The 24,612-nt window shown below is 66.9% G+C and carries 26 protein-coding genes and 1 tRNA gene; 20 read left to right on the forward strand and 7 right to left on the reverse strand.

Annotated features, from left to right (window positions below; genetic code table 11):
- Window positions 1-75 precede the first annotated feature (75 nt).
- The 17 genes from ACYVNR_RS04130 to ACYVNR_RS04210 all read left to right on the forward strand — a co-directional run bounded on the left by ACYVNR_RS04130 (window position 76) and on the right by ACYVNR_RS04210 (window position 14,233).
- Entirely contained in the window at window positions 76-594 is a 519-nt protein-coding gene (locus tag ACYVNR_RS04130) for a hypothetical protein (RefSeq protein ID WP_461046760.1), read from the forward strand.
- Window positions 594-1,511 carry a helix-turn-helix domain-containing protein gene (locus ACYVNR_RS04135; RefSeq protein ID WP_461046762.1) on the forward strand — a complete coding sequence of 306 codons (918 nt, stop codon included), beginning with the start codon at window positions 594-596 and terminating at the stop codon, window positions 1,509-1,511. Before ACYVNR_RS04130 ends, ACYVNR_RS04135 begins: the two co-directional genes overlap by 1 nt.
- A gap of 19 nt (window positions 1,512-1,530) precedes the next feature.
- A complete protein-coding gene (locus ACYVNR_RS04140; RefSeq protein WP_461046764.1) occupies window positions 1,531-1,752 on the forward strand; it encodes a DUF397 domain-containing protein in 222 nt (73 codons plus the stop codon).
- A complete protein-coding gene (locus ACYVNR_RS04145; protein WP_461046766.1) occupies window positions 1,749-2,996 on the forward strand; it encodes an MFS transporter in 1,248 nt (415 codons plus the stop codon). The genes ACYVNR_RS04140 and ACYVNR_RS04145 overlap by 4 nt, the downstream gene beginning before the upstream one ends.
- A 350-nt stretch (window positions 2,997-3,346) precedes the next feature.
- Window positions 3,347-3,838 carry a Pycsar system effector family protein gene (locus ACYVNR_RS04150; RefSeq protein ID WP_461046768.1) on the forward strand — a complete coding sequence of 164 codons (492 nt, stop codon included), beginning with the start codon at window positions 3,347-3,349 and terminating at the stop codon, window positions 3,836-3,838.
- Window positions 3,839-4,501: 663 nt separating this feature from the next.
- Window positions 4,502-4,816, forward strand: a complete 315-nt coding sequence (locus ACYVNR_RS04155; RefSeq protein WP_461046770.1) for a hypothetical protein — start codon at window positions 4,502-4,504, stop codon at window positions 4,814-4,816.
- Window positions 4,813-5,334 (forward strand): hypothetical protein, encoded by a 522-nt coding sequence (locus ACYVNR_RS04160; RefSeq protein WP_461046772.1) that lies wholly within the window; start codon window positions 4,813-4,815, stop codon window positions 5,332-5,334. Before ACYVNR_RS04155 ends, ACYVNR_RS04160 begins: the two co-directional genes overlap by 4 nt.
- Window positions 5,335-5,344: 10 nt before the next feature.
- A complete protein-coding gene (locus tag ACYVNR_RS04165) occupies window positions 5,345-5,956 on the forward strand; it encodes a hypothetical protein (protein WP_461046774.1) in 612 nt (203 codons plus the stop codon).
- 76 nt (window positions 5,957-6,032) lie between these two features.
- Window positions 6,033-7,289, forward strand: a complete 1,257-nt coding sequence (locus tag ACYVNR_RS04170; protein ID WP_461046775.1) for a hypothetical protein — start codon at window positions 6,033-6,035, stop codon at window positions 7,287-7,289.
- Between the two features lie 1,001 nt (window positions 7,290-8,290).
- Window positions 8,291-8,776: a plasmid replication, integration and excision activator gene (locus ACYVNR_RS04175; protein WP_461046777.1), complete on the forward strand. Its 486-nt coding sequence runs from the start codon at window positions 8,291-8,293 to the stop codon at window positions 8,774-8,776.
- 14 nt (window positions 8,777-8,790) lie between these two features.
- The gene (locus ACYVNR_RS04180; protein WP_461046779.1) at window positions 8,791-9,042 is read left to right on the forward strand and encodes a hypothetical protein; all 252 of its coding nucleotides are present in this window, start codon (window positions 8,791-8,793) and stop codon (window positions 9,040-9,042) included.
- Window positions 9,043-9,082: 40 nt separating this feature from the next.
- Complete coding sequence (locus tag ACYVNR_RS04185; protein WP_461046781.1) at window positions 9,083-10,603, forward strand: FtsK/SpoIIIE domain-containing protein; 1,521 nt, start codon at window positions 9,083-9,085, stop codon at window positions 10,601-10,603.
- On the forward strand, window positions 10,600-11,007 hold the full coding sequence (locus ACYVNR_RS04190; RefSeq protein WP_461046784.1) for a hypothetical protein: 408 nt from the start codon (window positions 10,600-10,602) through the stop codon (window positions 11,005-11,007). Before ACYVNR_RS04185 ends, ACYVNR_RS04190 begins: the two co-directional genes overlap by 4 nt.
- On the forward strand, window positions 11,004-11,444 hold the full coding sequence (locus ACYVNR_RS04195) for a WhiB family transcriptional regulator (RefSeq protein ID WP_461046786.1): 441 nt from the start codon (window positions 11,004-11,006) through the stop codon (window positions 11,442-11,444). Before ACYVNR_RS04190 ends, ACYVNR_RS04195 begins: the two co-directional genes overlap by 4 nt.
- 57 nt (window positions 11,445-11,501) lie before the next feature.
- Window positions 11,502-12,881 (forward strand): replication initiator, encoded by a 1,380-nt coding sequence (locus tag ACYVNR_RS04200; protein WP_461046788.1) that lies wholly within the window; start codon window positions 11,502-11,504, stop codon window positions 12,879-12,881.
- Window positions 12,882-12,929: 48 nt separating this feature from the next.
- Window positions 12,930-13,109 carry a helix-turn-helix domain-containing protein gene (locus ACYVNR_RS04205; protein ID WP_461046790.1) on the forward strand — a complete coding sequence of 60 codons (180 nt, stop codon included), beginning with the start codon at window positions 12,930-12,932 and terminating at the stop codon, window positions 13,107-13,109.
- On the forward strand, window positions 13,106-14,233 hold the full coding sequence (locus ACYVNR_RS04210; RefSeq protein ID WP_461046792.1) for a tyrosine-type recombinase/integrase: 1,128 nt from the start codon (window positions 13,106-13,108) through the stop codon (window positions 14,231-14,233). The genes ACYVNR_RS04205 and ACYVNR_RS04210 overlap by 4 nt, the downstream gene beginning before the upstream one ends.
- A 99-nt stretch (window positions 14,234-14,332) precedes the next feature.
- Here the strand turns inward: ACYVNR_RS04210 and ACYVNR_RS04215 are convergent.
- A tRNA-Phe gene (locus ACYVNR_RS04215) sits at window positions 14,333-14,406 on the reverse strand.
- A 259-nt stretch (window positions 14,407-14,665) separates the two neighbouring features.
- On the opposite strand from ACYVNR_RS04215, the gene ACYVNR_RS04220 reads away from it, so the two are divergent.
- Complete coding sequence (locus tag ACYVNR_RS04220; RefSeq protein WP_461046794.1) at window positions 14,666-15,232, forward strand: YceI family protein; 567 nt, start codon at window positions 14,666-14,668, stop codon at window positions 15,230-15,232.
- A 23-nt stretch (window positions 15,233-15,255) separates the two neighbouring features.
- On the opposite strand, the gene ACYVNR_RS04225 is transcribed toward ACYVNR_RS04220, so the two are convergent.
- Both ACYVNR_RS04225 and ACYVNR_RS04230 read right to left on the reverse strand, forming a co-directional pair.
- On the reverse strand, window positions 15,256-15,777 hold the full coding sequence (locus tag ACYVNR_RS04225; protein ID WP_461046796.1) for a hypothetical protein: 522 nt from the start codon (window positions 15,775-15,777) through the stop codon (window positions 15,256-15,258).
- A gap of 120 nt (window positions 15,778-15,897) precedes the next feature.
- Window positions 15,898-18,048, reverse strand: a complete 2,151-nt coding sequence (locus ACYVNR_RS04230) for an MMPL family transporter (protein WP_461046798.1) — start codon at window positions 18,046-18,048, stop codon at window positions 15,898-15,900.
- Window positions 18,049-18,231: 183 nt separating this feature from the next.
- On the opposite strand from ACYVNR_RS04230, the gene ACYVNR_RS04235 reads away from it, so the two are divergent.
- The gene (locus ACYVNR_RS04235) at window positions 18,232-19,668 is read left to right on the forward strand and encodes a GuaB1 family IMP dehydrogenase-related protein (RefSeq protein ID WP_461046800.1); all 1,437 of its coding nucleotides are present in this window, start codon (window positions 18,232-18,234) and stop codon (window positions 19,666-19,668) included.
- Window positions 19,669-19,671: 3 nt separating this feature from the next.
- Here the strand turns inward: ACYVNR_RS04235 and ACYVNR_RS04240 are convergent, their stop codons facing one another.
- Window positions 19,672-20,223 carry a DUF4240 domain-containing protein gene (locus tag ACYVNR_RS04240; RefSeq protein ID WP_461046802.1) on the reverse strand — a complete coding sequence of 184 codons (552 nt, stop codon included), beginning with the start codon at window positions 20,221-20,223 and terminating at the stop codon, window positions 19,672-19,674.
- A gap of 343 nt (window positions 20,224-20,566) precedes the next feature.
- Here ACYVNR_RS04240 and ACYVNR_RS04245 point away from each other — a divergent pair, with 343 nt between their 5' ends.
- Window positions 20,567-21,472, forward strand: a complete 906-nt coding sequence (locus ACYVNR_RS04245; RefSeq protein WP_461046804.1) for a hypothetical protein — start codon at window positions 20,567-20,569, stop codon at window positions 21,470-21,472.
- Window positions 21,473-21,500: 28 nt separating this feature from the next.
- Here ACYVNR_RS04245 and ACYVNR_RS04250 read toward each other — a convergent pair whose 3' ends face one another.
- From ACYVNR_RS04250 to ACYVNR_RS04260, 3 genes are read right to left on the reverse strand one after another with little or no spacing between them, the layout of a single operon-like run.
- A complete protein-coding gene (locus ACYVNR_RS04250) occupies window positions 21,501-22,202 on the reverse strand; it encodes an HAD family hydrolase (RefSeq protein ID WP_458802855.1) in 702 nt (233 codons plus the stop codon).
- Entirely contained in the window at window positions 22,192-23,463 is a 1,272-nt protein-coding gene (locus ACYVNR_RS04255) for a fatty acid desaturase family protein (RefSeq protein WP_045190983.1), read from the reverse strand. The genes ACYVNR_RS04250 and ACYVNR_RS04255 overlap by 11 nt, the downstream gene beginning before the upstream one ends.
- Window positions 23,464-23,475: 12 nt before the next feature.
- Complete coding sequence (locus ACYVNR_RS04260; protein WP_045190982.1) at window positions 23,476-24,546, reverse strand: ferredoxin reductase; 1,071 nt, start codon at window positions 24,544-24,546, stop codon at window positions 23,476-23,478.
- Window positions 24,547-24,612 lie beyond the last annotated feature (66 nt).

The raw sequence follows: 24,612 nt of genomic DNA on the forward strand, positions 1-24,612 counted from the left end.
GGGGCCCCCGCCCTGCTCGTCCGCCGGCTACGAGACGGGGACAGCTTTCCGGTTGGTGCGCGGGCACGGTTTCTCATGACCACCTACGACGACGGTGAATTGACGGCATACGGCTGGCGCAACGACCTGCGAGTCGCATCGGCCGACCCGCTCAACCTTCCGGGCCTCAAGGAGCCCGGAATCCGGCTCGTCGAGGAGCGCGAGCACTACCTCAGCGGTGGTGAGGGCGGGGTGGTGGTCGACATGTCGCGTGTCTGGGTCGAGGAGCTCGTCCGAGTCCCGCGAAGTCGTCTCACGCAAGCCGGCTCATGGCTGCAGCCCGTGCTCGAGGACCCGAACGAGCCACGCGTCGAACCCCTGAGCCCCGTGCCGGGACGCAAGCACCTCATCGGCTCGCGCCTGGTCAGGGCCCTGGAGGAGGGGCGATACGACGTCGACCTGCGCGCTGTCTCAGGTCCACTCATGAGCCGCGACGGAACGCTCGCGATCGCTGCGGTCACCGAAGAGCAGTGGTATCGCTGGCATCAAGGCAGCTACACGGATTCGGACCGAAGCGTGGGCCACATCCCCGCGGAGGAGGTCTGGGTCGAGTGATGCAAACAGCCTCCGGCACCGTGTCACACGGCGCGGCCAGTCGTGCCCCGAACCTTGAGGTCTATATCGTCGTCCTATTCATCAGTGCATGGAAGGGCGAAATGGCAGAGGTTGGGTTCGAGCTACGGCGGATCCGGGAGGCGGCGGGTATCTCGGGGTCGGCTGTCGCGCGCGACCTTGGATGGTCCCAGTCGAAGATTTCCCGCGTCGAGACGGGCCGCTTCGGCGCAAGTGTGAGCGAAGTGGCCGAGCTGCTCGCGTACTACGGCGTCGCCGAGGAGGTCCGGGCCGAGATCCTCGGCTCAGTCGCCCGAAGTAGTGGTCTCGAGGGTGCCTGGGTGGTGAGTGCCGGTGGTGCCCCGCGTCGACAGGCTGCCGTCGAGGCCGTGGAATCCCGGGTCAAACGCCTGAGGCAGTACCAGACAGCCTGGATCCCGGGTCTGCTGCAGACCGCCTCGTACGCCACAGCGATCTGCGAGGCGGCCGGCCTGAGCGCAGATGTGGTCGTGCCAGCACGACTCGAGCGCCAACGGCTGCTGGCGGAGCGCCGTGGCGTCCGATACGAGGTAGTGCTGGACGAGTCCACGCTGCGTCGCTTTCCGCGTGCTACATCCGCCGACATGGTGGATCAGATGACTCACCTGCTAGACCTGCTCGACGCCGGCTACGCCGACCTGCGCGTCCTGAAGCTGGGCGCAGTTGTTCCGACGTTCGCGGTGGGCTCCTTCGTGCTCTATGAGTTCAAGGCAGGGTCACCTGTCGTCCTATGCGAGAACCAAACTGCGGATCTCTACCTCTCCGCTGAACGCGACATCACGGCATACCAAAAGCTCTTCCGAGGGCTACACAAGGACGCTCTCGACGCCGCGGGTTCACGCAAGGCGATCGAGGACGCGCGGCGCCACTGGGCGTCGTGACGCAACGAAGGGGATACCGATGGAACCCGATTGGAGCACCGCGGCATGGCGAAAGTCCGTGCACAGCGACACCGGCGCCTGCGTCGAGGTTGCTGAGTCCGCCGGCAGGATCGGCGTGAGGGACTCGAAGGCGCACGGACGCGGACCGATCCTTGAGTTCACGGAGGCGGAGTGGCGGGCGTTCGTCGCGGGCGCACGCGATGGTGAGTTCGAGTACGACCTGCTGAAGACGACGGGATGACCACAGCCATGGGGAGCCAGCAGCCGATCGAAGCTTTGCCAGGGCGAGGCCTCAATCGGCTGCTGGCCTCCACCGGCGTCTCCATCGCCGGCCAGGGCATGGTGCTCGCGGCGGTGCCGTTGCTTGCCGCTCGCCTGACCACTGACCCCTTCGAGGTCTCCCTGACGGTCGCCGCCACGTATGCGGCCTGGCTCGTCGTGGGTTTGCCTGCGGGTGCACTCGTGGACCGGTGGCCTCGGCGAACCACGATGGTCGTCACCGATCTGGTCCGCGCCGTCCTCGTCAGTGGCCTAGCAGTGGCGGTGCTCATGGGCGTGGCGCAGCTCTGGACGCTGGTTGCGTGTGTGTTCCTGCTCGGCGTTGCGGGCTGCTTCTTCGACCCCGCGGCCCAGGCCGCCCTTCCACTCGTCGTGGGCCGGGACCAGCGTCGGCTAGCGACTGCCAACGGGCGCATCTGGTCACTGGATCTGCTCGGGAGGAGCATGATCGGCCCGCCGCTTGGTGCGGCACTTTTCGTGCTCGGGGCGTCGATCCCCTTCTTCGGTAACGGAATCGCATTCTTGCTCTCAGCCGTACTGCTGATAGGCCTTGGCCGGCTGGCGCCAGCCACGACAGTCAGCGAGCACCCTCCCGTTCTCCGCTCAGTTCGCGAGGGCTTGAGCTACCTCGCGCGTCACGGTGAGCTCCGGTTGCTGACGATCGGCATGGCCGTCTTCAACTTCGTGTATAACCTCGCCTACTCGACGCTCGTTCTCTTTGCTCGTGAGCGCCTTCAGGTGACGGAGACAGGCTTCGGCTTCCTCTTGGCCGCATCCGCTATTGGAGGGCTTGTCGCTGGCTACCTCGTGCCCAAGATCCGTGTGCAGCCGCCGGCGCAGGCTATCTATGGCGTGGGACTGGCTTCGCAGGGCGTCGGATGGCTCATCGTGCTCGTCGCTCCGAATGCCTGGGTCGGCGGCCTAGCGCTTTCCGTCGTAGGTGCTGCGTCGATGTCGGTGACGGTGCTTGGTGGCACGGCCCGCCAGCAGTTGACCCCCGATGCGCTGCTAGGACGCGTGAGTGCCACGACGCGGGTCGCCGGAATAGGGGCAGCGGCGCTTGGTGCGCTCTGCGGCGGCATTCTCGGCGATGTGGGGGGCCTGTCTCGTCCGTTACTGGCGGCCAGCGGCATCGCGGCACTCGGCGCGACGGTGTTCACCGTCGTTGGGTCGTCCGCTTTCCAACGCAGGCGAGACGGGAACTGACTCCCTGCTTCTCGCTGCACGGTGCGAGGTCTGCGTTCTAGGCCTGACCACCCAACGCGAGATTCACCGCGAACGCTCGACTCCCGCACGGCTGGTCCCCAGAACGTCGATGTCTTGTGGCGGAGTCGCACCTCACCGCCCCGCTCATGAGCGGGTGGAGCTCGGTCGGCCCATGCTGCAAACTTAACGCCTGTCTGGTCGGGGCTCCCGGAGCTGCCTCGTAGCGTGGAAACGCCCTCCGAGGGGCCGCCCCGCGGCTGCACCCGCTTCTAGTTTCGAGAATTCCGTGCGTGAATCCTGACGCGGACCTGCCGACGGCCCTATGCTGCCCTTGATCAGAGGGGGGCAAGATGACAGCACACGCTGATGCACTACTTCGAGACGCCCGGGAAGAACTAGCTCGTGCGGATAACAAGGCATCGCTACTTCTAACCGCGAGCGGCGTTGGCGTTGGAGCGCTTCTGGCGGCCCTTCTGGCGCGGTCCTGGAGCCCTAGTTCCCTTTCTGGGTTGGCTCAGGCATTTTGGTGGGCTGGCGCGATCATTATCGGGGCCGGAATCGTCCTTCTTGGAACCGCGGTGTATCCCAAAACGTCCTCCCCAGGGCGAACAGGCTCACCGGCCGTCGCCTACTACGCTGATGTGGTGCGTGTCGGCCGGGGTGCCTTGAAGACCGCTTTGCAGCAGGGTGCGGCTGATGACTACCTCCTGGACCAATTATTCAATGTTTCCGAGATTGTCGTCGCAAAATATCGGGCAATAGGACGCGCCCTCTGGTCCTTTGGTATTGGGCTTCCATTGATGCTATTGTCCCTCGCCGTCAATGCCATCGCGACGAAGTAAGTTGACTCTATGGACTTACGGCCTCACGAATATGTTTTGCTGACTAATGGGGCCCTGATGTGCGTGCACTGCACATTCCCCGAGGCAGAGGTTCTCGTCGGGGACCTGGCATTCGTACCTAGTCATTCACCTGACTACTACTTGCCCGAAGGTGGTTTCTCCAAACCCTATCTCGATCGCGGGGCAGGTCGAGACATGTCAGCAGAAGGCATCATTCGGTCCGAAATGGCGCTTGCACGGCTTCCGAGACTGCAGATCTTGCGTCATAAGAGTGTCATAACATATTCGGAAGTAGCCGCCGTCATCGACGCTGACGAGCTGCTGGGTCGGCTCGAGCGGACCGATCATTGGCGTCATTGGCGTGAGATAGTGTCGTGGGTCCTGGCTGAGTCCGGGGAATCGTCTGCGTCGCTGAGAACTGCGCCTACGGGTTCTTTGGGCCTGGGTTCCCTGGCGGCGCCACATGACTATGACGTCGTCTTCTCAGGTACCCGCTCGACGCTGAGAGATTTCACACGCGCATTGCGCGGCCTTTCTTATGCGCGTCCAGCAATGCGCCTGCACGAGTATGGGAAGTACTGGCGACTCCGACTACGAACTCCCTACGGGATTTTTTGCCCGTTCTTCGTGGCCGATGACTGGCAGATCTCGGACGAGGCTTGGATGTCTTCCGAGGTCGAACCGGTCGCAACGCAGCGAATTAGCGTCTCGGGGGTTGTAGAAGAAGACGACCTCGCCTGTTACACCCCGTCAGTGTTCAGTCTGTGTACGGAGAGCTTCGGCACGATTCAGGTTGTTGACTTTGACCTCAGGTCGCGCGGCGATGTCGCGATAGGCGACCGCGCGCAGATCTGTGGCGTGCTCCTGCACGGTTCAGGATTCTCGACACCCATTCTGTTGGCAGATCCTAGCGACGGTGTTTTGGCATCGAATCCCCCTTGGGCGGATTACTACGGGGCGAAGGTTTCAGGCGCGTGATGCAACTCGACGTGCAAAGGTGTTGCGCGGCACTGAGCGAGACACTAAGGCAGCTCATCTCTGTCCAGTGCTCGGACGTCGAGCAGCAGACGTACCCCACACGCACACTGCTGACGCCATTGGATTATGTCGGCGCTGGTCGCTTGGAAGAAGCAGTCGAGGTTGTGCATGCTTACCGAGTGAGCGGCATCGAGCCATTTATGCCGGTTTTTGATCAGGGAGTGCACCTCGGCGTTTTGGCGGAGTGGACCTCCGCGGGGCTGATGTTATTGGACGGCACTCATCGGGCAAAGGCCGCTTGGCAGCTGGAAATTCCCGCAATCAAAGTGTTCACCTACTCAATGAGTTTCGCAGATCCACCGTGCAACTTGGTTTCAATGGCGGATCTTGCAGTAAGACGTAACGTTTCTCCAATTGACACGAAGAGGTCGAACCTCGGCGATGCCGGCAGAGTCTGGCGTGATGGCCCAGCTTTGGTCAGCGGGGCCAAGTCCTTACTAGAGAGAACCAAGGAATAGAGGCGATATGATGGCTGACTACACGTGGACCGGCGACGATGAACTCTCAGGGAAGCAAGTCCCTGAGAATGAGCGGCCCGCGAGATTCGCACTCACGGCACCGCAATGCATCTATCGGGCGGGGGGTGCCGAACTTCTAGTGGTGGATCCCCACCCCAGTGGCAACTGGCTTAGTTGGATGTTCCCGTACGCGTCCCTCGTGCTCACTGGCGACGAACTTCAGGAGCGTGGTGTCCCCGATCTCCCCAAGGTGCTCACCTTCTCCGCACTCGCGGATTACATGAAGCAAGCTCGCTCTATGCTGGAAAGCGAGTACGAACGAAACGTCGAGGCTGAAGTCAACAACATCGTGTCTGGTATTCGAGATGGATGGAAGGCGAGCGCATTCTTCGAAAACTATTCGCTGAAGTTCTCCAAGACGTCGAACTCCTTCACCGCGTATCTCTTTGAATATCGTCGCTCAGACCTAGATGATCTGCAAGTCGACCTTCCTCACCTTTGGATTCCAACGGCACAGGCGGAAGACTTCTTAAAGGACCCTTCGAAACTTGAAGGTCGAACAGTCTCCAGCAACGTTCTCGATCTCGTGCGTGCGACGGCCAAGCGTGGCTCGGCAGAGTGACCCAAGCCTGTATCAACGTCTGAGCCGGAACGCTCCAGCACAGACTCGGTTAGCGGCTAACCCGTCCCAGGCTTGGGTGATCGCTACGCTCGAAATTGGTATCGCTGTGGACGATGAGCCATTTCTAGTTGCGCAGTTGTCTAGTTATGCACTCAGGAACCAGGGTTTGGCGGCCGAACACAATGAAGGGTACTGGGCGCCCCCCTTCGTTGCTTACCCCGTGCCGTTTACATTCGCGCCCCCCTCGACCTTAGGCTCTCTGACAGATCATTGTTCGCGTGCGGTTTCTGAAGACGGCATTGCGAGAGATATGGAACAGCTTGCCTATAGGTTGGGTTTGCGCGACGTGAGTCTGGTTGAGCGTGAGGGCTTCGTTGAGATCAAGGTTTCACCTCGCTCTCCGGAACTCGTCAAGGCATTCAGCATTCGGAGGTTTGGCCTCACGCGGTTGAGTGATGACTGCATTCCCAACTTGGCGGACCGGGACGCCCTATTCGGATTTCTTTACATTCCATTTGTGAACGGTTCTGCCGCCAGCGGAATTCGACGTTTCAGTGCATTGCACCAGCGCGATGAGATGTGGGTAGCTGGAAAACCCATTCAAAGCAATCTGGAGCATGTGTTATGCGACGAGACTATGTCTTCCCAGATCTTGGCGGATGCGATCCCAATGGGCGCGGCAGACTTCTTGTCGAATGACCGTGGACTCGTTGTCGCCTGCGACCTGAGTCGGTACGGCTCTGCATTGACACTCGCTAGATCCACAATGAGCGGCTACCTTGGATCGGGGGAGGATGCGGCCGAGACTTTCGCGCGCAAAGTGTCTTCGCTCTTGCAAGACTTCATCCGTTCTCTGGGAACTATCCAGGTTCAGCTAGCCGGGGATGGCGTCATTGCCGCGTTGCCCGACAGGATTGGGGATGCCGTGCCGGAAAGATTCACGCGAGTCGTCGAGTCATGGACCCGTCTGATCGAGGGCCTGGAAACGCTCAATGCTCGAACGTCGTCGTCCAAGTTCGAGGTGGGCTCGCGAATGAGCATTCATTACGGGGAGTATCAGTTTGGCCGAATCTCGGGACCGCGAAGCGTAGTCGTGGGATTCAACGGCCGTGCGGTGGTGGAGGCGGCCCGGCTCGAAGGCGCCATGAGCGAGTTCTTTCGTGTTCGTTCAGCGGAGGCGCCCAAGCATCAAGGAGTCATCAGTGACGAGGTGGCGGGTCGTCTCGATGAATCTGCACTCGAGCAGCTTCGGAGAAGTGAAGTGAGTAGAGCCTCCTTGTCTGCTAAAGAGTTCTCGGCGGAGGCTACTCTGTATGATCTGGGGCGTCACTGATGGCTGTCAGCTTTCCGGAGTGGGTCGATCAAAGTTTCGAGGATTTTCTGTCTTCTGCATTGGCGATTCTTGACGAGGTCGAAACCGACTTGGGTGCCTTGCTTATGTCCGCCCTACCGGAAGGGCGCTGGCACCCTAACGGATTTCAGGTTTTTCCGATTCTGGACGTGCCGGGCATAGGAATCGTGCGTGTCCATGTGTGGCCCAAGGGCCCCCGCATGACGAGGCAGGGTCACCCGGTGGTGCACACGCACGTCTTCCATCTTTATTCGCGGGTCTTGGCGGGTGAGTATCGAGAGACACTCTTCGATGTCGCCGAAAGCGATGGCGGCGCTAACTCTTGGGAGGGCTGGAGGGTCTCTCCGCCTACGGGCGACGGGTTCGATCGCATCGAGCTCGAGGCTGTGCGGTATTTGGTTTCTCCGCGTGGGGGGCTAGCACGCTACGGATCCGCCCAAAGTCATGCCATGCCTGCGGGTTCGTATCACTCGACGAGCATCCCTCGGGGCGGAGACTGCATCACTTTGGCACTCTTGAGTCGGCCGGTGCCTGGCTTCAGTGACCACCTCGTCGGCGGGCGCTCAGATACGGCGCGGGTGTCGGAGCGGTCACGAGTGGAAGCCGGCCATCTGGAGTGGGTACAGGACGCTCGATTGCGGACGGCTCTCAGACTGACGTAGAGCCGTGCGGTCTCGCGAGGGCTCTGCCGCCAAGTGGACACAGGACTTGGCAGTTGCCATCTGGCACTGGTCAGCCAGGTCGGCGCAACTCAGGTCGGGCATGCACAACACGTCACCGCCCCTGCCGTAAGAGAGTGGCTGGGACTCGACGAGGACTATAGAAGCTGTGCTGGATCGCCCTTGCCGCGCGGAGGGGGCGACTGAGTTGCGCCTCGGCGACACGCCGGGGGCTACCTGAAGTCGTGCCATCTATGCAGTTGTGCATACCCTCGAAGCATGCAGTGATGCATAGGGCATTGCTGCCAGTCGAAGGAGATCGAGATGGCAGTCGCACGCAAGCTCAAGCTCGGCCACGACGAGGTGTTCCCGCATGGCGCCTACATCGTGTCCGAGGTGACACCGGTCGTCGATTACGACCGGTCCACCCGCGAGAACAAGGTCCAGCAAGTCGACGTCGACACGGGCCTGCCCATGTGGTCGATCGACGTCATCGACGCGGACCCGGAGGCGAAGAAGAAGGACCGGACTCTGTCGGTCAAGATCCTGGCGAAGGTTCAGCCGGTCCCGCCGGCCAACGACGGGACGTCGCCGTTCACCAGCGTGGTGTTCGAGAACCTGACTGCGACCCTGTGGGTCGACTCGTCGAAGTGCCGGCCGCCGGAAGAGGGTCGGTCCCACCGCTGCGGTGCACAGGCCGCATGGTCCATGCGAGCCGACGGGATGTCCGCTCCCGGCAAGTCGGCATCGAGCAAGCCGACCGACGGCCACGCGTCGCAGGCACCCAGCTCGCCGAACAAGGCCGCGTAGGGCGGTGACGCGACATGTACACGGCTGACTCCACCGCCTGGGCCGAAGCCTTCGGCGTGCACCACGGCTTCGTCGAGCGCGCTCTACAGCAGCGTCTGCGACGGCTCCAGGACACGGAGGAGGAGCTCCGCTCCCTGTACACCGCGTTCAGGGACGTGCCCGACGACGAGCTGCTTCTGTCCATCCGGTCGGCAACGCGGTCCATGTCACAAGCGGTCGAGTGCCTGCAGATCGCCATCCGGCAGATGAGCCGGGGCTCGGCATGAGGACACGCGAACCCGAAGTGCAGGCCAGGGAGGTGAACCGATGATCTACCGGAATCGCGAGACGCACGAGGCACTGCTCGGCAGTGACGACCTTCTGGCTGTCGCCTTGGAGGCGGTCCTCTGGACCACCTGGGGCATCATCCGCGCTGTCGCGTCCATCCTGCTGGCCATGGTCCGGTTTCCGGCCCTGACCATCGCGGGCATGGTGATTGCTGCATGGGGCCTCTTCCTCGGCTGGCGCAGCCTGGTCGTTGGGCTTGTCGTGATGACCATCGCCCTCGTTACCTGGCGTCTCTCGCACCCGATCAGCTACCAGCAGCGCGTCGTGGTCACCGTCCTGACGCTGACCCGATCCACCTACTACCGGGTCCGTTGGCAGAGCATCGCGCGGAGTGTGGATCTGGTGGTCCACGAGTCGGTGCAAGGTGCCCATCGGAGAAGTGGCAGGCGCGGTCGAGAGGCTGGCTCTGTCCGGCTGCTCAAGGTCCACGCCACGGCGCACGGGACCGACAGGCTGCTACTTCGTCTGCCCAACGGGCTCGTCCCCGCGGACGTCGCAGCCCGAGCCGAGGCGATCGCGCACGCGACTGGGTGCCTGTGGGGAAGCGTGCACGGTGACCGCCCCGGTCGGTGCTGGCTCGAGCTGGCCCGACGAGACAACCTCATCCGGGCGGTTGATCCTCTGCCCTCCATGGGCGTCGTCGACCTCGCGGCAGTCCCGGTTGGATCCCGCGAGGACGGAACACGGTGGCAGCTCAAGGTGGCGGGCACTCACCTCCTGATCGCAGGAGCAACGGGAGCCGGCAAGAGCTCCGTCCTGTGGTCGCTGCTCCAGGGTGTCTCTCGTGGCTTGGCTGCCGGGAACGTCCAGATATGGGCGGTCGACCCCAAGGGCGGGATGGAGCTTCGACCCGGTCGCCCGCTCTTCACCCGGTACGCGGATGCCTCGCCAGAGGACATGTGCCGACTCCTCGAGGACCTCGTCGAGGTCAAGGACACACGATCGAAGGACCTCGCCGACAAAGGCGTGCGAGTCCACCAGCCGAACCCGGGGTCCCCGCACATCATTGCGGTGCTCGACGAGCTGGCGACCTTGACCGCCTTCGCGGACCGCTCCGTGACCCGACGCATCGACACCGCCCTGGGGCTGCTGCTCACCCAGGGCAGGGCCTGCGGGATCACCGTCGTCGCCGCCGTGCAGGACCCCGGAAAGGACATCGTCGGGTGGCGGGATCTCTTCCCGACCCGAGTTGCCATGCGGCTCGACAACCCGGTGCAGGTCGCCATGGTCCTGGGCGACTCGGCCCGCGACGACGGCGCCCGGGCCGACGAGATCAGCGAGCTCACACCCGGCGTCGCCTACGTCCGCACCGACGGCACGCGCGAGATCGTTCGCGCCCGCGCCGCCTACCTCGATGACCAGGCCATCGCCCGACTGGTCGACGACGTCACGACACAACGGGCGAACCGAACCGAAAGCCACAACACTGGTGAGCCCGTTCTGACGACGGCAGACCTGCCACCGACGATGCGGCCCACTCCTGAAGGAGACCCCTCATGACCACGAACGACATGCAACAGCCGCCGGGGACAGCCGGCGCCCAGGAGCGCGAACTCGCCAACGCCGCGACAGAGGCCATCCGCGGGATCGCCCACCTGACGCTTGGCTCGCCCCCGATCCCGGCCCCACAGATGTTCGAGGTGCTCGGCGATCTCAAGTGCCTGGGCTACGGCCTCGACCAAGCACTTCGTCAGCTCGCGCGGTCGCTGGCCTCCTCCTTGGCCGTCTACGCGGTCTTCGAGGAGGACGGCGGCAACCCCGAGGAAAGCGTCGCCTACGCCATGGACAGCATGCGCGTTGCCGCCGGCCACGCAAGTCGTCTCGGTGAGGTACTCGACTTCGCCCAGGCCGACATCACCCGACAGGGCTACTACCCGCCCACCAGCAACGTGGAGGCGTCATGAGCGAGCAGGAGACGACCCAGCGCCGCGCACCTGCCCCGTACGGGCGCGTTCAGGCGACCCCCGGCAACTGGCTGCGCGACTACGGACAGCCGATCGAGAGCCTCAACTCGAGCCGAGGACCGAGTCTTCAATCCCTGCTCGATCCCGCCTGGATGCGCGGAGCCGTATGCGCAAGCGTCGACCCGGAGATGTGGTTCGAAGAGTCCGACACCTCCGTGGCGCGACGTGCCATCTCGCTCTGCCATAAATGCCCCGTGCGGCAGATGTGCCTTGCCTCCGCCCTCGTGTTCCGCGAGGAGTACGGCATCAGCGGCGGCCTCACGCCCAGCCAGCGTCGGCCGCTCGAACAACGCCTCATGCGAGGCCAGGCGCTCGGGGATGTCCTCGCTGCCGGCCTGACCCGCGCCACCGAACGCGACCAGCGGGGGGCCGCCTGATGTTTCAGCTCAGATGCCGCCTGTTCGTCGCGATCTCCTGAGGGTCGAGGCCGGAGGATGACGGCGACGAGTGAGGTCTCGACACCAAGCGACTCGCTCCTGGGCTCTGCGGGTCTTGAGTCTGCCGAACGGCGCGCCTCGGGCTGCGCCCGTCCCGTGCGCCTGCAGGGCTCCAAACAGCTCGTGAACACCGAAACGGGCGAGGTCCAGACCCTCTACAGCTCCTCGGCCGAGCTCGACGGCCACACGTACGTCAGGTGCAACAACCGCCGGGCCAGCGTCTGTCCGACCTGCAGCCGCGAGTACAAGGGCGACGCCTGGCACCTCCTGATGTGTGGCCTGGCCGGCGGGAAGGGCATCCCTGAGTCGGTCGCTGACCGGCCCTGCACCTTCGTGACGCTCACGGCACCCTCGTTCGGCACGGTTCACGGAGTCCGGGACAAGGGCCCTTGCCGCGCTCGTCGCGACCATCCGGTGTGCGCGCACGGCCGGCCGCTGTGGTGCAGCAAGCGTCATGCGCAACAAGACCGGCAGGTCGGGCAGCCCCTCTGCTGGGAGTGCTACGACTACATGGGGCATGTGCTCTGGCAGTGGCACGCGCCTGAGCTCTGGAGGCGGTTCACGATCGCGCTGCAACGCGACCTGGCGAAGCGCGCCGGCCTCAAGGTCACGCACTTTCGTAAGGCCTGCCGAATCTCCTACTCCAAGGTCGTCGAGTTCCAGGCGCGCGGTCTCGTCCACGTCCACGCGCCGATTCGGCTCGACGGTTCCTCCGGTCCTGATGGTCCGGCCTGCCCCCTCGCGCTGACCGTGGTCGACCTCGAGGCGGCAGTCTCGGCGGCTGCCGCTGCTGTGTACCTGGACTCGACTCCACTGGCTGACAGCACGTCCTACCGTCTGCGTTGGGGAACGCAGGCGGATACACGAACGATCAGCGACGGAGCCGGACGGGACTCGGCGCGCAGCACCAAACGGGTTCACCCTGAGCAGGTCGCCGCTTACCTGGCCAAGTATTTGACCAAGACCACCGAGGACTTCGGGTTGTCCAGCGCCGTGGGGTCATCGGTGCATGCTCGCCTGCTCGGCGCGACGCCGCACGTGGTGCGGATCATTCAGGCCGCAGAGGCCCTGAGTCGCGAAGGCGACGAGTACGCCCGCATCGCCGACCGTTACTCCACCCTGGGTTACCGCGGCCACCCGATCACCAAGTCCCGGCTCTACTCCGTGACGTTCGGACAGATCCGACGTGCCAGACGACTCTTCCGGTCCCGCCCGGCGGCACTCGACCCAGAGGCGAACATCCGTGAAGTCCTGGACGAGCCGGCACCAGAGGGCTTCGAGGTTGTGTCGAGCTTCGTCTATGTCGGTCGCGGCTATCTGCAGCTGGACCAAGCCGCCGAGGCCGTCCGCTCGGCCGCGATGGCTCGAACTGCCTAGCGACGCCGCCGACCTGACAACGAAGACCAACTGGAAGAGGTGAGTGGAGTGGAGAAGCTGTTGCTGAGTCCGGAGGAGGCGGCCGAGATCCTGGGCGTCACGAGGTCGACGATTTACGACCTCATGCGTATGCGCATCCTCGCGTCAATCAAGATCGGCCGTCGTCGTCTCGTGCCGGTTGAGGCCTGTCAGGAGATGGTCAAGCGCATGGTCGAGGAGTCGGCGTGACCAGGCGCGCCAACGGAGATCACACGATCTACCGGCGGCAGGATGGCAGGTGGGCAGCCGTGGCTTTCGTGCCCACTAACACCGGGGGACGCAAGCGCGTGTGGCTCTACGCTCACACCCGAACCGAGGCCAAGGAGAAGCTGGAAAAGCTGCTCCGTGAGGTGGACGCCGGCGTCCGGGTCTCGGTGGAGAACTGGAACGTCGAGGGCTACCTCCAGTACTGGCTGGAGATCGTCGTCAAACCCAACCGGGCACCCAAGACGTACCAAGGTTACGAACTGGCGGTGCGACGCCACATCGCACCGCGCCTCGGCAAGAAGAAGCTCCGGACCCTGACCGTGCGGGACGTCCGGCTCATGTGCCAAGACCTCGCCCAAAGCGGGATGCAACGTCGTGGCGTCCAGTTCGTTCACGCCGTCCTGCGCGCTGGGCTGCAGAACGCCATGCGAGACGAGCTGGTCAGCCGGAATGTCGCCAAGCTCGTCCAGGTGCCCGCACCCGAGTACGCCGTTGGCCAAGGCCTCAAGCCCGACGAGGCAAGGAAGCTGCTCGAGGCCGCCAAGTCGGAGCGGCTCTCTGCGCTGTACGTCGTTGCTGTCTACCTCGGTCTGCGTCGCGGCGAGCTGCTCGGGCTCCAATGGCAGCACGTCGACCTCGACGCCGAAACGCTCCAGGTCGTGCAGAGCCTCCAGAGAGTCGGTGGCGAGCTGCAGCTCAAGTCGCCCAAGACGCGCAAGTCGCGACGCACGGTGCCGCTGCCGCCACCGGTGGTCGAGGCGCTGAAGGCGCACAAGATCGCGCAAGGGAAGGAGCGGTTGGCGGCCGGTCCAGACTGGCGTGATGCGGGCATGGTGTTCCCTTCGGCCGTCGGTACACCGATGGAGCCGGACAACCTGCGCCGCAGCTGGTATCGGGTGCGTGAGGTCCTGCCGGAGCCGCGGCCCCGCTTCCATGACCTGAGACACACCTGCGTGACCCTGTTGCTGACAGAGGGCGTCGCGCCGCACATCGTTCAGGAGATCGTCGGTCACAGCGCGATCGACGTGACCATGACGATTTATGCGCACACCTCGCTGGAGGAGAAGCGCAAGGCGCTGCGGCTGCTCGGTGAGCGTCTCGGGTGACGTCCGCCCCGCCGGCGTTGGTGTCAATTACTGGTGTCAACCACCCTGAGAAAGCACAAACCGCAGGCCGCGCACAGCGCTGACCTGCGGTTTCGTGAGTGGCCAGGGGCGGGGTCGAACCGCCGACCTTCCGATTTTCAGTCGGACGCTCGTACCAACTGAGCTACCTGGCCGGGACAACGTGACGAACTATAGCCGACCCCTCACCCCCTCTCGCAAACCGCCCCGGGAGGGCCTGCTCGCCGCGCTTCCGTGCGTCGTAGCGGGAGTGGGGAGGGGTATGGATAGGCTCGTCGGGTCGGGGGTTCGGCACGCTGTGCGGGCGGCCGGCGAGAGCCGGTTTGCCTCCGGCGGCGACGACCGTGAAGTATTCAATGACAACGGGCTCGTGAAACCATTCGACGACCCGTCCTACGTGCCAGGGGAGAGACCATGACCGACAACGCCTCCGCGCTGAGCGGGGACTGGGACTTCGACCCGGCCCACACCCGCATCGGCTTCTCCGCGCGCCACGCCATGGTGACGACCGTGCGTGGCTCGTTCAACGACGTCACCGGCCGCTTCTACGCCGACCTCGACGACATGTCGAAGTCCTACGCCGAGGTGACGCTGAAGGCCGCCAGCGTGGACACCCGCAACCAGCAGCGCGACGACCACCTGCGCAGCGCCGACTTCTTCGACGTCGAGAAGTGGCCCGACATCCGTTTCGAGAGCACCCAGATCGAGGAGATCGAGGAGAACGCCTACATGGTGGCCGGTCGCCTGACGATCCGCGACATCACCAAGCCGGTCTCGATCCCACTCGAGCTGATGGGGGTGCAGACCGACGCGTTCGGTGCGCTGCGCGCCGGCTTCGAGGGCTCGCGCCGCATCAACCGGCGTGACTTCGGCCTCGAGTGGAACATGCCGCTCGACGCGGGCGGTGTGCTCGTGTCGGAGAAGATCTCGCTCGAGTTCGAGATCTCGGCCGTCAAGCGCGGCAGCGGCGACCAGGGCTGAGCGACCGCCCCGAAGGGTCTCGCCTAGGCGGCGGGACCCTTCGTGCGCACGTCCGCGACGTGCGACATCGCCTCGCGCAGCTCGCCGAGCCAGTCGCTCTCGTGCTGGCCGACGAGCTTGACGCACCAGGCCAGCGCCTCCGCGCGTGACCGGGCGACACCCGCGTCGACGAGGGTGTCGAGGACGAGCCGCTCGGGCTGGCGCAGGCGGGTCATCGCCGGTGCCGCGACGTGCGTGAAGAGCTCGGTGCGGTCGCCGACGCGCACCGCCCACGACACCTTGCGCTCGAATCGGTGCTCCGCCTCGCGCGCGATCTCGATGCGGCGACCGCGGGTGTCCTCCCGGAACGCCTTGGTGCGGCCCGCGCGTGCCTCGTCGCGCTCGGCGTCGCTGGACCCGTCGGGCAGGTCGACGTCGTCGACCGTGAGCACGACCGTGATCTCCTCGCGGTCGACGGTGATCTCGGGTGGCGTCGAGCGCCACTCCTCGGGGAGGCGGCCGACGAACCAGCCGCGCACCCGCTCCAGTGCTTCGTTCGTAATCATGTAATCAGGATTACTCCATTACGAGCGGTGGTCAACGGGTTACGCCCCCGGCAGATCCTCGAGGACGTATGCCGTCCCGCCGGGCGCGACGGCATACGTCCTCGGGTGCGTGGCCGGCACTCAGCGGGTGGGGGCGAGCTCGGGCTCGGCCTCCGGGGAGCGCTCGGCGGAGTCGGCGCGGTCGCCGAGGGCGCGGTCGTCGCGCGCCAGCCGGCTCGGCCACCACATGCGGCCGCCGATGTCGAGGTTGAGCGCAGTGACGAGCACCGACCTCACGACCAGGGTGTCGAGCAGCACGCCGAGGGCGACCGCGAAACCGATCTCGGCGAAGGCGACGATCGGCATCGTCGCGAGGACGGCGAAGGTGCCGGCCAGCACGAGTCCCGCGGACGTGATGACGCCCCCGGTCGCGGCGAGACCGATGAGGGCGCCGCGCCGCGTGCCGACCTGCTTCGCCTCCTCGTGGACGCGCGTCATGAGGAAGATGTTGTAGTCGATGCCGAGCGCCACGAGGAAGACGAAGACGAAGAGCGGCAGTGACGAGTCGGCGCCGGCGAAGCCGAGGATGTGACGGAACACCAATGCGGACAAGCCGATTGCGGCTCCGAACGACAGCACCACGGTTCCGATCAGCACGAGCGGGGCCGTGACGGCGCGCAGCAGCAGGATGAGGATCAGCAGCACGACGCCGAGGATGACCGGGATGATGCGGACGTTGTCGTCGGCGCTGGCGCGGAGCGTGTCGGCGCGCGTGGCGGTGTCGCCACCGGCGATGGCGTCGGCGCCCGGCACGGTCCTGATCGCCTCACGAATGCGGTCCAGGGTCGCGGTCGCGGCATCCGAGTCGGGCGCGTCGGCCAGGGTCGCCTGGATGAGCGAGCGGCCGTTGCGCGAGATCGCGGGCGCGACGGTGTCGACACCGTCGACGCCCTTGACGGCGGTCGAGACGGCACCGGCGCTGGCCTCGTCGGCGAGGACGAGCACCGGCGATCCGGCCCCGGCGGGGAAGTGCTTGGCCGCGATCTGCTCGCCGATGACCGAGGGCGGCGCGGTGTAGTAGGAGTCCTTGTTGGACAGCCCGACGGCGTTCAGCTGCAGCACGCCGATCGAGGCGATCGCGAGCAGCAGCGAGGTGACGACCCAGGTGCGTCGCGGGGCGCGGGCGATGCGAGCGCCGATGCGCGCCCAGACTCCGTCACGGGTGTGGTCGACCGAGCCGAAGGTCGGGCGCACCGGCCAGAACACCCACCGGCCGAGCACGACGAGCAGCGCAGGCAGCAGGGTCAGCATGACGAGCAGGCCCACGGCGATGCCGATGGCGGCGACCGGCCCGAGCCCCTTCGTCGAGCTCATCGTCGCGAAGAGCAGGCACAGCATGCCGGCGATGACGGTGGCGCCGGACGCGATGATGGCGGGCCCGGCGCGGTGCAGCGCCACGGCCATCGCCTCGTGGCGGTCCTCGTGCCGCCGCAGCTCCTCGCGGTAGCGGGCGACGAGCAGCAGCGCGTAGTCGGTGCCGGCGCCGAACACGATGACGGTGAGGATGCCCGAGCTCTGCGCGTTGACGGTGAGCACGTCGCCGTCGGCGAGGAAGTAGATGACGCCCTGGGCCACGAAGAGTGCCGTGCCGGCCGACAGCACCGGGACGAGCCACAGGACCGGGCTGCGGTAGGTGATCAGCAGGATGACGATGACGACCGCCATCGCGCTGTAGAGCAGCTTGCCGTCGATGCCGGAGAACGCCTCGGACGAGTCGGCGGCGTAGCCCACCGGGCCGGTGATGTGCATGGACAGGCCGGTCGGGGTGTCCTTCGCGGCGTCACGCATCTTCGTCACCGTGGCCCCGAGCGAGTCCCATCCCGCGTCGCCGGCGTCGACCGGGACGATGACCTGGAGCGCCTGCTTGTCGGCGGACGGGATCGGGCCGACCGCATCGCGTTTCACGGTGTCGATCGCGTCGAACCGTGCGACCTGGGCCGACACGGCCGCGAGGTCGGCGGGCGTGATGCCCGAAGGGCGCTCGTAGACGACGACGGCAGGGAACTCGTTCTTGCTCTGGAAGTCGGCGATCTGGTCGACGACCTGCGTCGACTGTGCGTCTTGCGGCAGCCAGGAGGCGGCCTCGTTGTTGAGGGCGTCGGGCAGCTTCGACGCGGGGCCGAACATCAGGCCCAGGACGACGATCCAGAAGCCGACGACGAGCCACTTCGTCACCCGCGTCGACGGGATCCTCGCGAAGCGTCCGATCTCACCGGTTTTGTTCTCTTGCATGGTGATTGCCCCTCTGCCGGAGTGGAGTCGCGCCCAGCGGCCCGCATCCACGCTAGGGCCGGGCGGCGCCCGCGCACAGGGGTTCGGCGAGGAACCGGGGTCGGCCTCAGGGGTCGCTCCGGGTTGACCCTGACCGGTGGCCGTGCGCCCCGCACCGCGGCGAGCCGCCTAGCATGGTTGCTCGTGCAGTTCCTCAACGGCCTCCAGCCCCAGCTCGACCTCACCTACGACGACGTCTTCATGGTGCCGAGCCGCTCGTCCGTGACGAGCCGACTCGACGTGGACCTGTCGTCGGTCGACGGCTCGGGCACGACGGTCCCGCTCGTCGTGGCCAACATGACGGCCATCGCCGGGCGTCGCATGGCCGAGACCGTGGCCCGGCGTGGCGCCATCGCCGTCATCCCGCAGGACATCCCGGTCGACGTCGTGCGTGACGTCGTGGGCTGGGTCAAGCAGCGTGACCTCGTGCACGACACGGCGATCACGCTCGAGCGGCACATGACGGCAGGCGAGGCGCTCGTGCTCATCGGCAAGCGTGCCCACGGTGCGGCCGTCGTCGTCGACGGCCCGAAGCCGGTCGGCATCGTCTCCGAGAAGGACCTCACCGGCGTCGACCGCTACACGCAGGTCCACGACGTCATGCACGAGGACATGGTCGTGCTGCCCGACAGCATCGACCCGCAGGAGGCCTTCGAACGCCTCTCGGCCGCGCGACGCAAGGTGGCGCCGGTCGTCTCCGAGCACGGCGAGCTCGTCGGCATCCTCACCCGGGGCGGTGCGGTGCGCGCCGGCCTCTACCGGCCGGCCGTCGACGCGCAGGGTCGCCTGCGCGTCGCCGCCGCCATCGGGATCAACGGCGACGTCGCCGCCAAGGCGCGAGAGGTGCTCGAGACCGGCGCGGATGTCCTCGTCATCGACACCGCGCACGGGCACCAGGACAAGATGATCGAGGCGCTGCGCGCCGTCCGCGCCCTCGACCCCGGCGTCCCGGTCGTCGCCGGCAACGTCGTCTCCGCCGCCGGCACCCGCGAGCTCATCGAGGCCGGTGCCGACATCGTCAAGGTCGGCGTGGGCCCCGGCGCCATGTGCACGACGCGCATGATGACAGCTGTTGGTCGCCCACAGTTCTCGGCCGTGCTCGAATGCGCCACGGCGGCAAGGGAGCTCGGCAAGCACGTCTGGGCCGACGGGGGTGTGCGCCACCCGCGCGACGTCGCTCTCGCGCTCGCCGCCGGCGCCTCCAACGTCATGGTCGGGTCGTGGTTCGCGGGCACCCTCGAGTCGCCCGGCGACCTCTACACCGACAACGACGGCCGGCAGTACAAGGAGTCGTTCGGCATGGCGAGCTCGCGCGCCGTGCGCAACCGGACCGCCACCGACTCCGAGTACGACCGCGCCCGCAAGGCACTCTTCGAGGAGGGCATCAGCACGGCGCGGATGTACGTCGACCCCGCCCGTCCCTCCGTCGAGGACGTCATCGACCAGATCGTCGCCGGGCTGCGCAGCAGCTGCACGTATGCCGGTGCGCGCAGTCTCGAGGAGTTCCACGAGCGGGCGGTCGTCGGCCTCCAGAGCACCGCCGGCTTCGCCGAGGGCCGGCCCCTCCACACCTCCTGGTGACGGTCAGCGGGGCCTGACCGGGGCCGGGCCTGCCGACGGGTCGCCGCCGACGTATGCCGCCGTGAGCCGGGGGTAGCGCGCCGCGAGCTGCGACCGCTCCACCGGCGTCCCTGACGGTTCGTCGTAGACGTCTCCGCCGTCGGGCGCCCCGCTGCCCTCGGCGAACGGGTCACGTCCCGTCCTGGTCTGCCACGCCTCGATCGGGGTGGACTCGAGCAGCTCGGCGGCGCCGATCTGCTCGTCGTCGCTGGGACCGTGCGCGGCGAGCGAGTCCGGGTCGGCCACGAACGCGTCGTAGACCGCCCGGCCTTGGTAGAGCACCCACGTCCGGAAGTCGACGAAGACGTCCTCGCTCGTGAAGCCGAGGATGACCTCGGCCGCACCGAGGTGTCGGTACGTGTTGGCGCGGGCCATCTGGGCCACGAACTGGGCTTCGAACGCGACGAGGCGCTCGGGGCTCAGGGGCTCGAGCTCGGTCGCCAGCTTCGCAGCGGCGGCCTCGGTGTCCTGGTCGGAGACGCGGTCCACGACCGCCCAGAACTCATCCGGCGTCATGCCTGCCACTCCTGTCGTGGTCGGACCGGTCGGATCTGGCGACGGGGCGGGCGACGCGGTGCCGGTCGCGTAGACGCCGCCGGTCGACGGCGGCGGCCCTGCCGTCGGGGCGTACGAGAACCACCCGGACGCGTCCACCGACGCGACCGGGGTCGCCGCTCCGGCGGGGCCGTGCGGCGACCCGCACCCGGCAAGCACCGCAACCGCGCCGGCGGCGACGAGAGCGCGCACGGCCGGTGGCGCAGACGGGGAACGCGGCCGGCGTCGGGTCATGCGGCGAAGTGTCGCACGGGCCTGTGGACGGCAGCGGGAACCTGCCGCGGCGCTGCGCCATCGTTGTGGCATGACGAGCCACGGTGCCGTGCCCGACGACGTGATCCACCCACTCCGCCGCCTCGAGCACGCTAGGGACGACCTGGCCGAGCGTGCCCGTCTCCACCGCGAGCTCCGCCGCGAGAACATCGCCCTCGACGAGGCTCGCGCCCAGCACCAGCTGCTGCGCGACCGGCTCACCCGCGAGCAGCTGGACGTCGAGCGCCTCGAAGGTGTGTCCGCCTTGAGGGTCTGGTCCTCGCTGAAGGGCTCCCGGGAGCAGGACCTCGTCCGCGAGCGGGCCGAGGCGGGCGAGGCGGAGGCCGCCGTCGCCGCCCAGGCCGCCGTCGTGGACGCGCTGCGTGACCGTGCGGCCTCGCTCGCACGTCGAGCGGCGCAGCTCGAGGACGCCGACGCCGAGTACGTCTCGGCTCTCGAGGCGGTCGCCGGCAGCGGGGGAGCCGTCGCCGACGAGCACGTGCGCGCCGCGGTCGGCGAGCTGAACCGGCTGCGTGAGCTACGCGAGGTCGACCAGGCACGGGTGGCCGGCAGGTCGGCCCTCCAGGCCCTGCTCGCGGCCAAGGACAAGCTCGACAGCGCCGACGCCTGGTCGGGCTGGGACACCTTCGGCGGGGGCGGCATGCTCTCGTCGGCCCTGAAGCACGAGCGCCTCGACGAGGCTCGTCAGCGTCTCGCGCTCGCGACCGACGCCCTGGACCGCTTCACCCACGAGCTCGACGACCTGCGGATGCCCGGCATCACGCTTCCCGAGATCAGCGGCATGACGCGGGGCCTCGACATCTGGTGGGACAACGTCTTCACCGACCTCGCGGTGCGCGACACGATCAAGAAGGCGCTGCGCAACGTCCACGAGGCGCTCGCCCGGGTCGAGGACACGATGGCCTCCCTCGACCTGCGACACGATCAGCTCCGCTGACGTCCCGGCGGATGACGCGGCGCTGGCGTCAGTGGCGCTGGCGCCCGACCTCGACGACGCGCCAGCCCCGCTCGCGGGCCAGGTCGCGCAGCTCACGGTCGGGGTTGACGGCGACGGCGGTGCCGACGCGCTCCATCATCGGCAGGTCGCTGATCGAGTCGCTGTAGGCCGTGCACTGCGCGAGGTCGTAGCCCCGCTCGGCGGCCAGCTTCTCGATCTCGATGACCTTGCCGGCGCCGTAGCAGAACTCGCCCATGAGGTGGCCGGTGTAACGCCCCTCGTCGTCGAGCTCGCTACGGGTGGCGACGGCGCCCTCGAGGCCGAGCGCCGCCGCGATGCGGCTCACGAGCTCGATGGGCGAGGCCGAGACGACGATGCGGTCCTGGCCGAGCGCCTTCGCGTCGGAGAGCAGCGTCATCGAGGCGGGGATCGCCTTGCGCACGATGCCCGGGACGATCGCGTCGGTGAGGTGGATGATGTCGGCCTGTCGGATGCCGGCAACGGCCCGGAGGATGCGTTCGCGCAGTGCCTCCGAGCCGGCGTCGGTGGATCCCTTGCGGTGGAAGGTGATCGCGTTGACGGTGTCCTTGACGAGGTCGCGCCACGGCACGTGGCCACCACGGAAGGCGGCGATCGCCAGGGGGTAGTTGGCCGACCCGCGGATCAGCGTGCGGTCGAGGTCGAAGAAGGCGGCCGTCGGCGCGGGTCGTGCCTGCGCCTCACCCGACACTGGCCACCATCGGGAGGGCGGCGCGGCGCGGCGGGACCGGCGCGTTGACGGCGTTCTTCGGCAGCGCCTTGGGGCGCGGCGGCAGCGCGAGGCGGAAGACCTTCGCCCAGGCCTGGCCGACCTGACGGTGGATGGGGCCGGTGGTGTAGGGCAGGCCGTACCGCTGGCAGATCTCCCGCATCTCGACGGCGACCTCGTGGTAGCGGTTGCTCGGCAGGTCGGGGAAGCAGTGGTGCTCGATCTGGTGGCTGAGGTTGCCGGTCATGAGGTGCATGAGCTTGCTGCCCGAGATGTTGGCCGAGCCGAGCATCTGGCGGATGTACCAGTCGCCCCGGGTCTCGCCCTCGATCTCCTCCTCCGTGAAGGTGTCGACACCGTCGGGGAAGTGGCCGCAGAAGATGACCGAGTGCGCCCAGACGTTGCGGATCGCGTTGGCCGTGAACGTGCCGATGAGGGCCTGCTTCGACGACCCGAACGGCAACGCGGCGACCGGTGTGGCCACGTAGTCCTTGGTCACCTGTCGCACCACCTTGCGGCCGACGGCCTTGAGGTCCTTCTTGAGGGCCTCCTTGGACTTCTCGCCCTCCTTGACGGCCTCGAGCTCGAGGTCGTAGATGGCGATGCCCCACTCGAAGAAGGGAGCCAGCACCGCGTTGATGGCGGGGTTGAGGAGGTTGAAGGGACGCCACGGCTGGTCCTCGGCCATGCGAAGCGTCGAGTAGCCGACGTCCTTGTCCTTGCCCAGCACGTTGGTCCACGTGTGGTGCAGGTCGTTGTGGGTGTGCTTCCACGCCGCGGCCGGCGTCACGAAGTCCCACTCCCACGTCGTCGAGTGGATGTCGGGGTCGCGCATCCAGTCCCACTGGCCGTGCAGGACGTTGTGGCCGATCTCCATGTTCTCGAGGATCTTCGCGACCGACAGCATCGCGGTGCCGGCCACGAAGGCGCTCTTGCGCCTGGAGAGGAGCAGCGTGGCGCGGCCGGCGATCTCGAGGGTGCGCTGGACGCGGATGACGCGCCGGATGTACGCGGCGTCCTTGGCCCCGCGGGAGGCGATGATGCGGTCGCGCACGGCGTCGAGCTCCTGGCCGAGCCGCTCGACGTCGGCGTCGGACAGGTGCGCCGCGGCGGCGGGACGCTTCGTGGGGCCGCCGGACGACGCGAGGATCGGCTTCCTGGGCCGGATCGTCGTGGTGGCGCCGTCGACGGCGACACGTGCGCCGGTGGGCGCTGTGGTCGGTCGGTTCATGGTGGCGGTCATGGGTTTCCCTTCTCAGATGTCCAGGTGGACGGGTCCGGCGGCCGCGTTGACGCAGGTTTGGATGAGCTCACCCTCGTCGCCGTGCACCTCACCGGTGCGCAGGTCGCGGACCTTGCCGGCGACGAGCGGCGTGAGGCAGCTGCGGCAGATGCCCATACGGCACCCGCTCGGCATGACCACTCCGCAGTTCTCGCCGGCCTCGAGGAGGGGGACGTCGCCGCCCACCTCCACTTCCTTGTCGGACTTCTCGAACGTCACGAGGCCGCCCTCCCCGCCGGATCCTTCCAGCAGGACGGGCGCGAAACGCTCGATGGTGAGGTTGGTGTGCGCCTCGTCGTCCCCGTCGCGCAGCCACAGCTCGCTGGCTGCGTCGAGGAAGTCGGTGGGGCCGCAGGCGTATGCCGCCCGGTCGCGCCAGTCGGGACACAGCGTCTCGAGGTCGGTGACGGTGGAGAGGTCGAGGCGGCGGCCGCCCTGCTCGCGGGTGTACCAGTGCTCGACCCGAAGGCCCGGGAACTGGTCGGCGAGCTCGAGCAGCTCGTCGTGGAAGAGGGCGTCCTCGCGGGTGCGCGCCGAGTGGACGAGCACGACGTCGGCGTCCGGGCGACGCGGGACCAGGGTGCGGATCATCGACATGACCGGGGTGAGCCCGCTGCCGGCGGTGAGCATGAGCAGCGGGCGCGGGTGCTCGGGGAGCACGAAGTCGCCCTGCGGGGTGTCGAGGAAGAGGATGTCGCCGACCTTGGTGTTGCGGGCCAGGGCGGTCGAGACGAAGCCGATGGCGGTGACCGTGATGGCGGGGTCGTGGCCGACGGCTGCCGACAGCGAGTAGCTGCGCCACTGCCGCACGCCGTCGATCTCCACGCCGATGCGCGCCCACTGGCCGGCGGCATGGGGGTTCCAGCCGCGTCCGGGGCGGAAGTGGATCGTCGTCGACTCGGGCGTCTCGCGGGTCACCTTGGTGACGACGCCGCGCAGCTGACGTGAGGAGGACAGGGGGTTGAAGAGCCCGATGACGTCCTCGGGCGCGAGAGGGGTCGTCAGGATCGACGCCACACGCCGGAGAGCTCTGATCTGGGCCATACCTCCATGGTCGCGCTCCGACCCCTTCCCTGTCTTGCGGCGACGCGTAGGGTTTGAAGTGAGAAA

The sequence above is a fragment of the Terrabacter koreensis genome (genome assembly GCF_054783315.1).